Annotated in this window: 15 protein-coding genes; 11 read left to right on the top strand and 4 right to left on the bottom strand. The window is 39.5% G+C overall.

Annotation, left to right across the window (positions count from 1 at the left end):
• Genes UR08_RS08750 through UR08_RS08740 form a run of 3 tightly spaced genes read left to right on the top strand, consistent with a single transcriptional unit; the run spans position 1 to position 3,322 of the window.
• Positions 1–1,047 (top strand): tyrosine-protein phosphatase, encoded by a 1,047-nt coding sequence (locus UR08_RS08750; RefSeq protein WP_115753275.1) that lies wholly within the window; start codon positions 1–3, stop codon positions 1,045–1,047.
• Between the two features lie 33 nt (positions 1,048–1,080).
• Positions 1,081–3,006 carry an HTH domain-containing protein gene (locus UR08_RS08745; protein ID WP_115753274.1) on the top strand — a complete coding sequence of 642 codons (1,926 nt, stop codon included), beginning with the start codon at positions 1,081–1,083 and terminating at the stop codon, positions 3,004–3,006.
• A 22-nt stretch (positions 3,007–3,028) separates the two neighbouring features.
• On the top strand, positions 3,029–3,322 hold the full coding sequence (locus tag UR08_RS08740; RefSeq protein ID WP_115753273.1) for a hypothetical protein: 294 nt from the start codon (positions 3,029–3,031) through the stop codon (positions 3,320–3,322).
• A 75-nt stretch (positions 3,323–3,397) separates the two neighbouring features.
• Here the strand turns inward: UR08_RS08740 and UR08_RS08735 are convergent, their stop codons facing one another.
• Positions 3,398–4,111 carry a cyclic nucleotide-binding domain-containing protein gene (locus UR08_RS08735; RefSeq protein WP_115753272.1) on the bottom strand — a complete coding sequence of 238 codons (714 nt, stop codon included), beginning with the start codon at positions 4,109–4,111 and terminating at the stop codon, positions 3,398–3,400.
• 1,329 nt (positions 4,112–5,440) lie between these two features.
• Between UR08_RS08735 and UR08_RS08730 the strand changes: the two genes are divergently transcribed.
• Entirely contained in the window at positions 5,441–6,139 is a 699-nt protein-coding gene (locus UR08_RS08730; protein ID WP_122865936.1) for a cyclic nucleotide-binding domain-containing protein, read from the top strand.
• 303 nt (positions 6,140–6,442) lie between these two features.
• Here the strand turns inward: UR08_RS08730 and UR08_RS08720 are convergent, their stop codons facing one another.
• Positions 6,443–6,622: a hypothetical protein gene (locus UR08_RS08720; protein WP_115753269.1), complete on the bottom strand. Its 180-nt coding sequence runs from the start codon at positions 6,620–6,622 to the stop codon at positions 6,443–6,445.
• A gap of 456 nt (positions 6,623–7,078) precedes the next feature.
• Here UR08_RS08720 and UR08_RS08715 point away from each other — a divergent pair, with 456 nt between their 5' ends.
• On the top strand, positions 7,079–7,627 hold the full coding sequence (locus UR08_RS08715) for a helix-turn-helix domain-containing protein (protein WP_115753268.1): 549 nt from the start codon (positions 7,079–7,081) through the stop codon (positions 7,625–7,627).
• 131 nt (positions 7,628–7,758) lie between these two features.
• On the opposite strand, the gene pdxT is transcribed toward UR08_RS08715, so the two are convergent.
• Positions 7,759–8,328: a pyridoxal 5'-phosphate synthase glutaminase subunit PdxT gene (gene pdxT, locus UR08_RS08710; protein ID WP_115753267.1), complete on the bottom strand. Its 570-nt coding sequence runs from the start codon at positions 8,326–8,328 to the stop codon at positions 7,759–7,761.
• 1 nt (position 8,329) lies between these two features.
• On the bottom strand, positions 8,330–9,217 hold the full coding sequence (gene pdxS / locus UR08_RS08705; protein ID WP_115753266.1) for a pyridoxal 5'-phosphate synthase lyase subunit PdxS: 888 nt from the start codon (positions 9,215–9,217) through the stop codon (positions 8,330–8,332).
• A gap of 126 nt (positions 9,218–9,343) precedes the next feature.
• On the opposite strand from pdxS, the gene UR08_RS08700 reads away from it, so the two are divergent.
• From UR08_RS08700 to UR08_RS08675, 6 genes are all read left to right on the top strand, one after another.
• Positions 9,344–10,780: an aminotransferase-like domain-containing protein gene (locus UR08_RS08700; RefSeq protein WP_115753765.1), complete on the top strand. Its 1,437-nt coding sequence runs from the start codon at positions 9,344–9,346 to the stop codon at positions 10,778–10,780.
• Between the two features lie 147 nt (positions 10,781–10,927).
• Positions 10,928–11,677: an alpha/beta fold hydrolase gene (locus UR08_RS08695; protein ID WP_115753265.1), complete on the top strand. Its 750-nt coding sequence runs from the start codon at positions 10,928–10,930 to the stop codon at positions 11,675–11,677.
• 77 nt (positions 11,678–11,754) lie between these two features.
• Complete coding sequence (locus tag UR08_RS08690; protein WP_205757235.1) at positions 11,755–12,306, top strand: NADPH-dependent FMN reductase; 552 nt, start codon at positions 11,755–11,757, stop codon at positions 12,304–12,306.
• Positions 12,307–12,431: 125 nt separating this feature from the next.
• Positions 12,432–12,770, top strand: a complete 339-nt coding sequence (locus UR08_RS08685; protein WP_115753264.1) for a nucleotide pyrophosphohydrolase — start codon at positions 12,432–12,434, stop codon at positions 12,768–12,770.
• A gap of 13 nt (positions 12,771–12,783) precedes the next feature.
• On the top strand, positions 12,784–13,875 hold the full coding sequence (locus UR08_RS08680) for a threonine aldolase family protein (protein ID WP_115753263.1): 1,092 nt from the start codon (positions 12,784–12,786) through the stop codon (positions 13,873–13,875).
• Positions 13,876–13,919: 44 nt separating this feature from the next.
• Positions 13,920–14,276 carry a DUF2200 domain-containing protein gene (locus tag UR08_RS08675; protein ID WP_115753262.1) on the top strand — a complete coding sequence of 119 codons (357 nt, stop codon included), beginning with the start codon at positions 13,920–13,922 and terminating at the stop codon, positions 14,274–14,276.
• The last annotated feature ends 10 nt before the right edge of the window (positions 14,277–14,286 follow it).

Raw genomic sequence — 14,286 nt, 5'->3', positions numbered from 1 at the left:
ATGACAGAGAAATATTCGGTCACACAAGTGGAAACGGGTAAGTTTATCTTTAAAGCCGCATTCGCAGATTCTAGCCCGATAAAAGTTTATCATTTAAAAGGTCTAAATGACTTGCATCCACAATTTTTGCTTGAAACAGATGATGTGGAGTTTTTGGTATCACTTAACTGTGGGAATCAGCGTCCTTATTTTTTGCTTGAATCTGTGAATGGTAGGTTACAAATGGTTGCAGAGCGGACGCTTCCGGTTGACGGTATGAATAATTTTCGCGATATGGGTGGCTATTTAGCAGAAGACGGAAAAATGGTGAAATGGGGAAAGCTGTATCGTTCGGATCATTTATATAATGCAACGGATCAGGGTGTTGATTATTTGCAGCGACTAGGAATCCAAACAATAATTGATTACCGCAGCGATGATGAAATTGAAAAGTATCCAAATCGACTGCTTGATGAAGCTGTTAACACTTATAAATTAGATCCGGCAGCACATACTGCAGAGCTTTCAGCGCAATTCACATCTTCTAAGCAGGATGAAGATAAAAATTTGATTCATGAGATTTTTGTGCAAAAACAAAACGGAACACTTGTAAATCGGTATGATATTGTAATGCAACAGTATCGGAATTTTGTCTTTCAAAAAAAATCACAAGCTGCTTTCGGAGCGATGCTTAAGATTGCGGCGAAAAAGGAAACCCCAGCAATGGTTCAACACTGTCGTGGCGGAAAAGACCGCACTGGTTTTGGGGCTATGCTGTTGCTTGGTGTATTGGGAGTGAAAAAGGAAGACCTGATTGAAGATTATATGTTGACAGCAGCAAACAGAGAGGAACGCAATCGTGTGAAAATGACGGCTTACCGAAAGTTAACGGATGATGAGGAAATTTTACATTATTTATATTCGTTGATTGAAACACGTCCAGAATTTATTGAAGCTTCTATCGAACAAATCGAAAAGGAGTTTGGTTCAATTACAAATTATGCACGTGATGCACTTGGAGTTTCTGAATTTGAACTGGATTGTTTGAAGAAAAACTATTTAGTATAATGAAAATGAATTTTTTGAGAGGAGGAGAAGAAGGTGGTACTGGATTTAGCAAAAAAACTAGAATTTTTGAATAGTAAACCTAGATTTAAAGCACTTTTTCTCCTTCTATTGCGAGCTGAAGATTACGTGAAAAGTGAGGAATTAGCTCATGAGCTTAACGTTACGTCCAGAACAGTTAAAAATGACATCCAAAATTTGAAAGCTGAGCTTGAGAAAACAGGAATTCCCCTAATTTCTAAGCGTTCTAAGGGATATAAATTGGCAATTACAGATTTAAAATTGGAAAATGAGTTAAAAGGCTATTTTCAAATTTATCAATCGGAAACTATTGATAGCGAGTATGATTTACGTGTGCAGTATATTGTGCGAAGATTGCTTTCCACGAATGCTTTTGTCAAACTTGAAACGATTCAAAATGAGCTGGCGAGTACCAATCCCTTAACAAAAGAAATTTATCGAGTAAAGAAAATAGTCTCAGATTATGGCCTTTATTTTCGTGTGCGCCCTCATTATGGCGTTAAAATCGAAGGTGCAGAATTTCGAAAAATTATGCTCATCATTCGCTTATATAAATATTTTAATAAGACAGCTAATCCAGATTTCGGCATTTTGACATATAATGCACTTTTTTTCTGTGATCCAGAAGAAAAGAAACGTTTACGTAAGGTTTTCTATAAGACTATGACTCACTCTCGAGTTGTCTTTTCTGATATTAATGCGGAACGATTTTTCGTGTACCTACTCTACTTTAGAAATCAAGTATTGGGAAAAAATAGTGTTTTTCTTGACTTACCAAACATTGAATTTGATTTTCGGCATACAGAAGAATTTGTCCTTGTTTTGGAACTATTACAAAAGTTAAAGAATCAATTTAAGGGGTTTGATTTTTCAGATGAGATCATAGAATTTTTGACAAACATTGCAGTGATTAGCTCAGACTTATATCGTTTTCGTGACTGTACAAAAGAAAACTATGATACCCTGCTTGAGTTTGGAGAGGAGACGCGAAATTTTTTGTTTCGTAGGCTATCCGAAAAATTGCAAATTGATGTGTTTGACGATTATACTTGCATGAAAGATCTGCTTAAAATTATGATTCCAATTGGGCTCAAGATCAAATGGAATGTTTCAGACAGTGTAGATCTTGGTTATGAAAAAATTCGGATGAATGATGGAGAACCGCTGCTACAATTTTTTATGGCACAGATTTATCAAGAATTCACGGAGAAGTATGGTTATCATTTCTCTAGGCGGGAGCAACACATGATTTTTAGTACGTTTCTGGGGATGCTTAATCGGATTGTATTAACACATCGTAAATTAAAGCTTGCGATAATTGCTATTGATGGTAGACTAAGTACACAGCAACTAAAATTTAATTTGAAACGATATTTTTCTGAATACATCGAACATATTGAAACGCGTGTTTTATACGAATTAGATTTTTCGAGTGACCGTGACTATGATTATTATCTTTGCGCTAATTACGGTAAGAATATGAATATTCAATATCGGCCAATTTATTTTGCTGAAGAAAATATGACAGAATTTGAATATGTAGATTCTCTTAGACACATTTTTTTGGAAGCCTATGATTATGATGAAATACTTCCGCCAATCCATTTTGAAGTGATTCCGCCTAATTATAAATTTCAATCTTTTCCGGTCATGAACTTTTTTCAGGAAGGCATGATTTATGAGAGGATGGAGTTAAGTGGGAAGATGTCGATCCATATATACTTAAATCTTTGTTCGAAGCAAGAAGAATTTCAGATTTTTTCGTACGAAGCACAGGAGGCAAACACTGAATTTTATCTTAAAATCAATTTAATGATTGCGGAGAATAAGCAAAAGTTGCGTATGCTACTAAATATTCTCAATCGTTTAGCTGAAAATCCGGAGAAACTAGCTGAGCTTTATAGTGAGAAAAATACTTCTTATGGCAAGCTATTTCTATAAAAAACATCGAGGTGATAAGAGAATGAGAGTAGAAAAGGAATTGGAATTTGGTTGGAAGGCTTATTCAAATCAGGAAGTGCGTGTGTTTCGGGAGGGAGAAGGTAGCGTTGCTCTTTTTTTAAAGGAGAATTCGTTTAGTTTTGGAAATGCTCCTTCCGTGTGTTTACTTGCATTGACAGAGGATAGTTGTGAGCTAATGAGTGATCCGCAACTAGTGAAATCCATTAAAATAACACTTGAAAAGGAAATTTGGATTGACTGGCTAGAAGACTTCATGGATATGAGTTCGGCAGAGGAAGGAATTTATGTAAGCTAGCAAGAACTTGAATAACGTAAAAAGGAGCAGATCACTACATACTCAGAAAAGTGGTCTGCTCTTTTATTTTGGCAATTATTTGTTAGCTAAATTATCTAAGGAATAGTCTAGAAGAACGTCTTGTTTAATATATGCAATAAGCTTATCAGAATCAATTGTTTTATTTTCGCGTTGAACAATTATGCCTATTTGGTAGAACTCCTTGATCACTTCATTGGTTCGAGCTTTCCCTGTGTTTGAGATCTGGGATAAAAAGGCCTGAGTTACGAATCTAGGAAGACTAATCAAATTTGTGTCTTTTTGATTTGTTTGCCCAACTTTTACAGCAATGCGATACAAAGCCCAAGCGATTTTAGTTTGTGATTTTTTATTAGAAATCACATTTGAAAAAGAGATATTGACAAGCTGAACAATAATTTTTTCAAATAAGCGATGATATTTTCGCGGATCAACGTATAAATGTGACAATAAAAATTCTTTTTCAATTTCATAAACTTCAACAGAGCCAAGTGCGGTGACTTGGTATTGGATAAAATCTGGTATTTCCCAAGTGGGGGGAGATTCTAATAAAGCTTCAACATTGATGATATCCCCTTTCACAAGGATCTCTGTACTGATTTTTTCGCCTTGTTGATTTGAGATTTGAACTAAAAGAGTGCCCTGATTAACAAGTAAAATCTTGTTATCTTCTGGCTCTATGCTGCTATAACAGACTTGGTTATTGTCATATGACTTGGGTTTCCAAAAGATCGATTGCCATTCTTTAAATTCAATCGTTTCATGAAGCATGTTATACCATCCTTTCAATAGTAGTAATGGCGTGACGAGAATTGTGCTCGCCTCTGAGAAGTGAGGTTGACTAAAAAACGAGCATTTTTTGAACAGCCGATATATCCCTGTTTGAGTGAAAATGAAAATTCGTTTAGCCGTTGCGGCGAGCGAGTTTTCTTTTTTTTGTTTTATTAAAGTAAAAATGTTCAAAAAATGCTCATTAAAACAACAAAATGTATTAAACGCCTAGTATTAGTTTTGGATTTTTCTGTTTATATTTTTATTAATAGCAGAATATTAATGTGTCAAGAATTAGGTATAGACCAATGTGCTAAAAAAAATTTATAATCATCGCAAAATACTTCATGATTTGATAGTCAAATAAATTAAATTTTAAAAACCAGACATATTATACATAGTTCTGAATTAATTGAATATAAAAGTATAAAACAATATTAATCATATCATTGATCTTGTGTGAGAAATGATTGCAGAAAACACTAATATAATACTAATTATAAGTGCATATAAGTTTTGTTATGTTTCTTCAAGAAACATAAGCGCTTTTTTGTGTGACTATTCTATGAAGAATTGACACTTTTATTGTCGGCTGAAAAGAATATTAAGAATTTTGTTTTTAAGCGAGATTTGTTATAAAAGTTATTCATATACCGTCTTTATAGAAAGACGAAAGATAAAAAGTAGAATCCATATGATTAGTGTATCTTTGTTTACTTTATATTCCATTTAAAGCGTTAAAGTCTAAAAAAATTATCTTTTAGATCGTCAGAATAAAGAAAGTGTCATAAAAAATCAGCCATATATTTGTGGGCTTAAAGCACTTCTTTTTTATTGATTATCATTTTAAAAATACAACGATCAGATCATAAATTGAAAAAGAATTCTTTCTTGAAGAGCATTGCAATTAGGCTTTAAATAGGCCTTTTTTCCATTTCGTGTTAGAGGATAACAAATTCATACTATATTAGTCTTGAAACGATGATGGTACTGGTATGCTGATTTAAGCTTGGTTTTTGAATTTTATATCTGATAGTTATAGAAAATCAACAATAAGCAAAAAGAACAAATGACTTTAACACGTTAAATGATCATTTGCTCTTTTTGACCTATAATCTTTTGATTATATAGGCACTTAGAATCAAGTATATATTTTTGTTGTAAAAGTATTTACTTATTGAACTTATTCAGGTAAATTGGTAGTAAGGTGTGAAAGTAAACTTTTTCACATAATAATGACACCAAGGATAAAACTTCCGAATTAATCAATTGAGTAACCAATTAATCGCTGAGAATAAAAGTGTTACTAAAAATGATGAAAGGAATGAAATGATGATTATTGATAAAGATCTAGCTAAAGAATGGTATCCGACTTTTTGGAAATCAACTTATTTTAAGCCACAACAAATTTGTTATAGTACGAAAGAAGAAAAAGATGATCGGATTTTGATTATTGAAAAGGGAACCTTAATTGTTCAAGTCGCAACGGAAGATGGTAAGAAAATCCATACTGAAATTCTTACTAAGGGCAATGTAATCAATGCCGAAGCGCTTATTGAAAATCACTCGGAATGGGTAATCAAAGACTTCATACATTATCAAGTTATTGCACTCGATAATGTTGAAATTTACGAAATTGAAAAGGAATTCTTCCTATCTCACCTCTACTTGGATCCTCGCAAATACCACCAATTGATTGAAGAAATCATCAAACAGTTTATCACCGTATCTTTTTCTCACATTCTTGCCAATAAAAAAACGGCTGTTAAAATCTCATGGGCATTAGTAAGAATTGCTAAGCAAGTTGGCGAAAAGCTAACGGATGATTTATACCGACTGCCGAGCTTTGCTAACCGTACATTTATCGCACAAATTGCTAACGCAGGGAAAGCTAGAACAAGTGAAGCAATTCGTGAACTGGATGACTATGGTATTTTTGAAAAATGTGATAAAGAATTGATTATTAGTCGAAGTAGATTACAGGAATATCTAAAAGCTGAAAGTTTTTCTGAATACAGCGTGTTTTAAATTATTCTTCTCCTAAACTGGCCACAATAACTGCCTATTTTCTCCAACTTGATAATTCTGCACTTCCTCACTCTTGAATTTGTCTAACATGTTCGTGAACTTGAAGTTTTATATCGCTATATGAAAGCCCCTGAACACGTCTAGATTCGATGTTTTCCATGTAGTATTTTTTTAAGTTACGATAATAAGTGATATCTGTTTGATGAATAAACCTGGTTTCGAAGGTCTGCTGCTCATCGGTTGTTAAAGGTTTTCCTAAAAATAAAGAACAATTCATTGTCTGCTTACTCTTCCTTTCTTGCCTTATAAGTGTATTTCTTCACTTTTGATAATTTTTAGTAGCTCGGGAAATACTTTGTTTTGAATGCCAGTCTTACGCTCGTCAATTTGTGGACCGTGCCCATTTAACCAGCGAGAAACAGCTGACTTTGTTGAGGCTTCGTAATATACCTTTCTGGTTTCAACTCCGATAATTTTATACATTTTTTCCTCCTCAAACAGAAAAAAGGATATCCAGCTGTTGGATATCCTTTTTTTCGTAAAGTAGCCAAAAGCTTTTTAGTAAAATTGATTGCAAAATTGTAGCTGTCTATAAAAGTATACTGGAAACTGAAGGAATAATTTTTTCTTAAAGAAGGGAAAATAAGAAGTTTGTGAAGTTTATGTGTAAATTTTTAGCCGAATTTTGTTTCTTGTAATGAAGAAGTTGTATTCTGGATGGGAAAATATTTCCATAAAGAAAAGAAGTAAAGCAGAAAAAACTATGCTTAATTAAAGAGAGGGGATTTAGATTTATAGAAAGTTATTATAGATGAAAGAATAAACAGTAATTTTCAATTTTTCCAAGTGATAAACGTGTTATCTAGCGGATGTAACACATTTGTTGCTTTGCTTTTTTGGTGAAATCCGAGATAATAGAAGCATAAGGGAGGAAACAAAATGACGTTAGGGGAATCGCTAAAACAAGCACGAACAGAAAAAAATTTGACACAAGAAGAAGTGGCGCAAAAACTTTATGTCACGCGGCAAACCGTTTCGAGATGGGAGCAAAATAAAACGATGCCCAATATTTTTGTCTTGCAAGAACTCGGGAATTTATACGGGCTTTCCACGGATGAATTACTTTCCGAAACTAAAAAAGAAGCGAATGAGATCGGGGGAGAAAAAAAGATGAAAAAAGTGAATTGGCTAGCTTTGATTGGCGTGTTGTTTTTTAATTTGCTTTTATTTTCAAGTGTGGCGGTTACAGCAATTGCCCTTGTTTTAACTTTTTGGGCAGTAACTTTTATTTTCATTCTAGCACCAATCCTGTATATTAGTGTAACAGCAGTCGGTTGGCAAGACTTTGAAGCATTACAACTACTACTTAGCTTTGTTTTGATGCTGATTGGCTGGCTCTGGTACCCGCTAGCAAAAAAATTCACACAAATTTTGCTAGAGTTTTTTATCAAATATATCAAATTCAATCAAAAAACAATCTATAATTAAGCTAAAAAGGCAACAAATTTGGGATAAAATGAGACCAACTAGCTAAAAATAAAAGAACAGAAATCGTTCAATAAAGTCATTTGCAAAAATGACGCATTGACGATTCTGTTCTTTTTTATTTTATGTCTTTTTTAAACACATTCGTGGATAAAATATTCTAACAGCCGTAAATCGTCTGTTAGTTCTGGGTGGAAAGCTGTGACGAGCACTTTTTCTTGCCGCGCTGCCACCACTTTTTCTTCTACTTTTGCAAGAACCTCGATATTGCTTCCAAGCTGTTCGAGATAGGGTGCTCGGATAAATACAGCTTGGAATGGTCCACCTGAAATTCCTTGGATCGTGAGCGAGGCTTCAAAGCTTTCTTTCTGGCGGCCAAAGCCATTTCGAACCACCTTTGCGTCGATCAAGCCGAGACTTTTTTCCCCGCTATCCGTTTCCCGCGCCGCAAGCACCATCCCCGCACAAGTCCCGAAGATTCCTTTACCTGCTTGATGGAAACTACGCAGCGGCTCAGCAAAATCATAATGATTGATGAAGCGGAGCATCGTCGTACTTTCTCCGCCGGGTAAAATCAATCCATCAAGGGCTCCAAGTTGGTCGGAATGCTTCACGGGAATGGCTTCGGCGCCTGTTTTTTGGATGGCTGCTAAATGTTCGCTTACGGCACCTTGCAAGGCTAACACGCCGATCGTCTTTTTCAATTTAAATCCCCCGTTCTTGCATGCGCTCTTCAGGCGTTAAATGGGTGATTTCGATGCCTTTCATGGCGGTGCCGAGTTCTTTGGATAGCTCACCGATTAATTTGTAGTCTTCGTAATAAGTAGTTGCTTGCACGATTGCACTGGCGAATTTGGATGGGGTTTCGGATTTGAAGATGCCAGAGCCGACAAAGACGCCATCTGCGCCAAGCGACATCATCAAGGCTGCATCAGCCGGTGTCGCTACACCGCCTGCTGCAAAATTGACAACGGGTAATTTGCCGCGCGTTTTCACTTCTTTGATTAGTTCGTAGGGAGCCCCTAAGTTTCTTGCCGCAACCATCAGTTCATCATCGCTCATACCTGAGATTTGGCTGATTTGACTGTTTACTTTCCGCATGTGTCGCACGGCTTCAACGATATTTCCGGTTCCTGGTTCGCCTTTTGTCCGGAGCATCGCCGCCCCTTCCCCAATTCGGCGCAAGGCTTCGCCAAGATCGCGGCAGCCGCAAACAAAAGGCACGGTGAATTCGCTTTTTAGCAAATGATATTCGTCATCAGCGGGGGTTAAGACTTCGCTTTCGTCGATATAATCTACGCCCATTGCTTCGAGTACGCGCGCTTCTGTGATGTGCCCAATCCGAGCTTTGGCCATGACGGGAATTGAAACGGCGTTCATGACTTCTTCAACGATTCGTGGATCGGCCATTCGAGCTACACCGCCAGCTGCACGAATATCAGATGGCACACGTTCTAGCGCCATCACGGCTACAGCTCCAGCTTCTTCCGCGATTTTGGCTTGCTCGGCATTTACGACGTCCATGATGACGCCACCTTTTTGCATTTGCGCCATGCCGCGTTTTACTTTTTCAGTTCCTGTTGCTTTTTCCATTTAGATACCCTCCATTTCAAAATTGCGCTCTTACGCTTCCTATGATAAGCTAATGGCAATTAAGCGAAAACGGCCAATTGGATGTGAATTTATCCATCCAATTTTGAGTAGGAGGGAAGCCGCATGATTTGGCGACTTGAGAAGCAAATGGATTTACCCCTTTATCAGCAGATTATCCGCTTGGTTGAGAAGCACATTGAAAAAGGGGAGCTGCTCCCGGGCGAGAAGCTTCCGCCAGAGCGGAAGCTTGCGGAGTATTTGGATGTGAATCGTTCGACCGTTGTGCGGGCGCTAGATGAGCTTGCGGCAAGCGGGAAAGTGATTCGAACGCAAGGAAGCGGGACACGGATTAATGAAGCGAAATGGGGGCTGTTTGATTCAGCCAAAACGAACTGGCGCCATTATGTGGATAGCGGGGCGTTTAATACGGCAAATCCTTATTTGGATGCGATTCAGGTGCTGAAAATGGCGCACCCGGAGAAGGTAATTGATCTTGCAACGGGGGAGCTGCCGATCGAGTTGACACCGCAGATTGAGACCCCGAGTCTTTCGTGGCAGTCTTTTCTTGCGGAAGAGTTAAATAATCAAAGTCTGGGCTACTTGCCGCTTCGTGAGGCCATTGGGCGGCGAATGTTTCGGACGACTGGTTTGAGGCGGGAAACAAACCAACTCCTTGTCACTTCCGGCGCTCAACAGGCGATTTTTCTGATCACGCAATGCTTGCTGAAGCCGGGAGACGCGGTCGCAATTGAAGCGCCTTCTTACTTTTATTCGCTGCCTTTGTTTCAGTCTGCGGGGCTTCGGATTTTTGCCTTGCCAATGGATGAGGCGGGAGCAAAGCCCGATGAACTCGAACAGCTTTACCGCAAGCACCGGATTAAGATGGTCTTCACGAACCCGACTTTCCAAAATCCGACGGGGAATTTGATGACGGAATCAAGGCGGCGAGCGCTCGTTTCGCTTTGCGCGAAACTCCAAATTCCCATCGTTGAAGATGATCCGTTTGGCGAGCTTCATTTCCAACCCAATCAAAGGATTACGCCGCTGAAAAAATTGGATGAGGAAAATGTGCTTTACATCGGCTCATTTTCTAAGATTCTCGGCTCGACGACGCGAATTGGTTGGCTGGACGGACCGGCAGCTGTTGTGAATCGGCTGGCGGAAGCGCGGCAGGAAATGGACTTCGGATTGAGTATCTTTCCACAAGTTCTTGCGCGATTTGTACTCGAATCGAGTTCTTTTGAGCGACACTTGGCTTTTTTACGCGCGGAACTGAAAAAACGGCGCGATTTGCTAGTTGAGGCGCTTGAAGCGTATCTTCCTGGCGAATTGCAGTACAAGCTTCCACATGGCGGCTTTCATTTATGGATAGAGCTTCCTCGATTTAATCAAACAACGGCTCGCGATTTCAATCGTTTTCTCGATCAAAAGCTGCTCGTGATGCCAGGGTTTGTGTTCGGGCAAAAAGGAAGCGTCATGCGGCTTACCTTTGCGCGTGTGACGGAAACAAATGCAAAAGAAGCCGCGAAGCGGTTTGCAGAGATTCTTGAAGCGAAAAGCTAGAAACGGCGAGTGGGTATTATTCGATTTGTGTCCCGAAAACGCATTTCGAGTGAGCACTTTTCAATGTTATTTAACCTTTGTATGTTATTATAAATAAGTAGCTAACTTTTTAAAAGCGAATAAAATAGGAGAAGAAGGGACGACAAGATGGCGAACAAAGTCGTAAAAAAGCAAATCCATACCATTCCAGTGTTAGAGGTTGTGCGTGACGAACTGGCGGGGGAAAGGCTACCGCTTGTTATTTTCTATCACGGCTGGCAAATCAATAAAGAGCTTGTCTTAACGCAGGGAAGAAAGCTTGCGGCAAAAGGGTTTCGGGTTTGCCTGCCAGATGCGCCTAATCACGGCGAACGCAAGCAAACGCTATCGCCGATCCCATCCGTTACCTTTTGGAATAGCATCCAAGGAAATCTATTTGAATTTGAAACGCTTTGTGAGTATTACGAAAAAGAAGGTCTTTCAAACGGCGAGATCTATGTTGGCGGGCTTTCGATGGGTGGTATCACGACGTGCGCTTTGCTGACGCATTATCCTGAAATCAAGGCCGCAGTTTGCTTAATGGGCGAACCGGCAATCGTTGACTACCGCAATCGCGGCATTGAACGAGCGCGAGCTTTTAACGTTGATTTCCCGCAAAGCTACGTCGATTTAATGAGTTGGCAGGAAAAATTCGATTTAAGCTTACGTCCAGAACTTTTAGCAGGGCGCCCGATTTATTTCTGGCACGGGACAGAAGACCCCAAAATCCCGATTGACTCAGTGAAGCGTTTCGTTGCAGTGAATCAGGGTAAAGAATACGGCAAGAATATCGTGTTTGAAATCGGGGAAGGCAAAAAACATCTTGTGCATACCGACACAATGGATGCAGCAGCAAGCTTTTTGGCAGCACAAAAGTAAGGCAAGAACCCGCAGGTCAAGCTTTGAACCATTTTTGTGGCATGGAAAAAGATATAAAACAACAGGAGGCTAGAATAATGAAGAAAATTGGATTTTTTGTAGGAAGTTTAAGAAAAGATTCGTATAGTAAAAAAGTGGCGGAATCCTTTGCGAGATTGCTCCCAGATGGCTATCAAGCTGTCTTTATCGAATTAGGTGAGCTTCCGCTTTATAATCAAGATTACGATGATTTTGGACCGGTTCCAGAAAGCTATCAAAAGTTTCGTGGGGAAGTGAAGCAACTAGATGGCGTTGTTTTTGTAACGCCAGAATATAATCGCTCAGTTCCAGCAGTCTTGAAAAATGCGCTAGATGTTGGTTCAAGACCATTTGGTAAGAGCGTTTGGGATAAATTGCCGGGGCTTATCGTAACTGTTTCTCCGGGAGCTATTGGCGGATTTGGAGCAAACCATCATCTGCGTCAATCGCTTGTATTTTTAAACGTTCCTACGTTACAACAACCAGAAGCCTATGTGGGTCACATTGCGGATTCCATTGCTGAAGATGGCACGATTATCCCGGGAACAGAACAATTTTTCCAAACAATCTTGGATAGCTATCTCGCCTTCCTTGAGAAATTAACTAAATAATGAATGTGTACAAACTGCGAGCAAAGGGCTCGCAGTTTTTTTATCCAAGCGAGAAATCTGCTATAATAAACACTATGAAGAATGCCAACCAGATAAAACTAAAAGGCAGAAAGAAGTGAACCAAGTTGAATGAACTTGAAAATTTAACAGCAAAAATCAATCAATTTAGAGAAGAGCGCAACTGGCGACAATTTCATAAAGCAAAGGATCTGGCGATTTCTGTTAGCATTGAAGCGGCGGAACTGCTTGAAGATTTTCAGTGGAAAACAAGCGATGAGGCCATCCAGAAAAACAGTGAAAATATCAAAGAAGAAATTGCTGATGTGCTGATTTATAGCATCATGCTAGCAGATGATCTTGGGCTTGATATTCAGCAAATCATCGAAGAAAAACTTGAAAAAAATGCGATCAAATATCCAGTTGGGAAAAGCCGTAATACGAAAGCGAAATATACGGAACTTTGAGAGGAGAATCCAAATGACGAATGCGGAGGACTTGAAGGAAAGCTACCAAGCAACCACGTTTAAGCTTGCAGGAAGCGGCGCGCGGAATGTTGGCGTGCTAAAAGAAGCGCTTCAAAATGTGGATGCCGAGCTCGCAAGCGACATGTATGGTAGCGGTGAAGTGATTGAGAAGTTTGAACGAAAAATGGCGCGGATGTTAGGGAAAGAAGCGGCAGTCTTTTTCCCAAGTGGTACAATGGCGCAGCAAATTGCCCTACGTATTTGGTCAGATCAACGTGACAACTTGCCAGCCGCGTATCATCCGCTTGCGCACCTTGAGATTCACGAACAAGATGGCTTAAAGAAAATCCACAGAATGGAGCCAGTTCTTCTAGGTGGGGCTGATCGGTTGATGCGTTTTTCGGATGTTGAAAAACTGGGGGATTCGGTTTCTTCTATTTTGATTGAGCTACCGCAGCGAGAATTAGGCGGGGAATTGCCAGATTTTGCTGAATTAGAGGCAATTTCGGATTACGCTAAGCAAAACGGCATTTTTCTGCATCTGGATGGTGCTCGGCTGTTCGAAGTCTTACCTTACTACGGAAAAACTGCCGATCAAGTATGTGCGCTTTTCGATAGCGTTTATGTTTCCTTCTACAAAGGAATTGGCGGCGTCGCAGGAGCCATCCTCGCCGGGAAAACGCCATTTGTCGCGGAAGCGAAAATTTGGAAGCGACGTTATGGCGGAGACTTGATCAGTTTGTATCCGTATATTCTTGCGGCTGATTATTATTTGGAAAAGCGATTGCCTAAAATGGCTGAATATTTCGAAGCAAGTAAAGCGCTTGCCAAGTCATTTAATGCGCTCCAAGATGTGAAAACTCGGCCAGAAGTTCCTGTTTCGAATATGTTTCATGTGCACGTCAGCCGGGAAACGGAAGAGATGCAAGCGATTTTTACCGCGGTGCAGGGAAAAACGGATGTTGGAATTGTCGCAAATTTGCGGGATGGGATTTCTGCAGGTTCTTGCCAGTTTGAGTTGTCACTTGGGGATTCGATTCAAGATGTTTCGCGCGAGAAATTAGAGGAAGTGTTTCAAGAGCTCGCGCAGGCTTTGCGAAAATGAGGTTTTCTTTGATATAATGCGGAAGAAATAGGGGGTGCTGAATGATGGCTGAACAGCGTGTGTTTTCCATGAGTTTTGCGAGCATTTACAAGCTTTATATTCAAAAAGCGGAGCGAAAAGGTCGCGAAAAAGCAGAGGTGGATGAAATTATTCGCTGGTTGACGGGATATCATCAGGAAGAGCTGGAAAAACAAGTCGCGAGCGAAATTGATTTTCGAACGTTTTTTGCAGAAGCGCCACAACTGAACCCGAATGCGGAACTCATTACGGGAGTCGTTTGTGGGGTGCGCGTTGAAGAAATTGAAGATCCATTGATGCAGAAAATTCGCTATTTGGATAAGCTGATTGATGAGCTGGCGAAAGGAAAGCAAATGGATAAAATATTACGAAAAGCATTATAAAAAAGAAGCT

This window comes from Listeria kieliensis, from assembly GCF_003369925.1.
Lineage (GTDB): Bacteria > Bacillota > Bacilli > Lactobacillales > Listeriaceae > Listeria > Listeria kieliensis_A.
The sequence above is the reverse complement of the archived record's forward strand: the minus strand, read 5'-3'. Positions and strand labels throughout refer to the sequence as shown.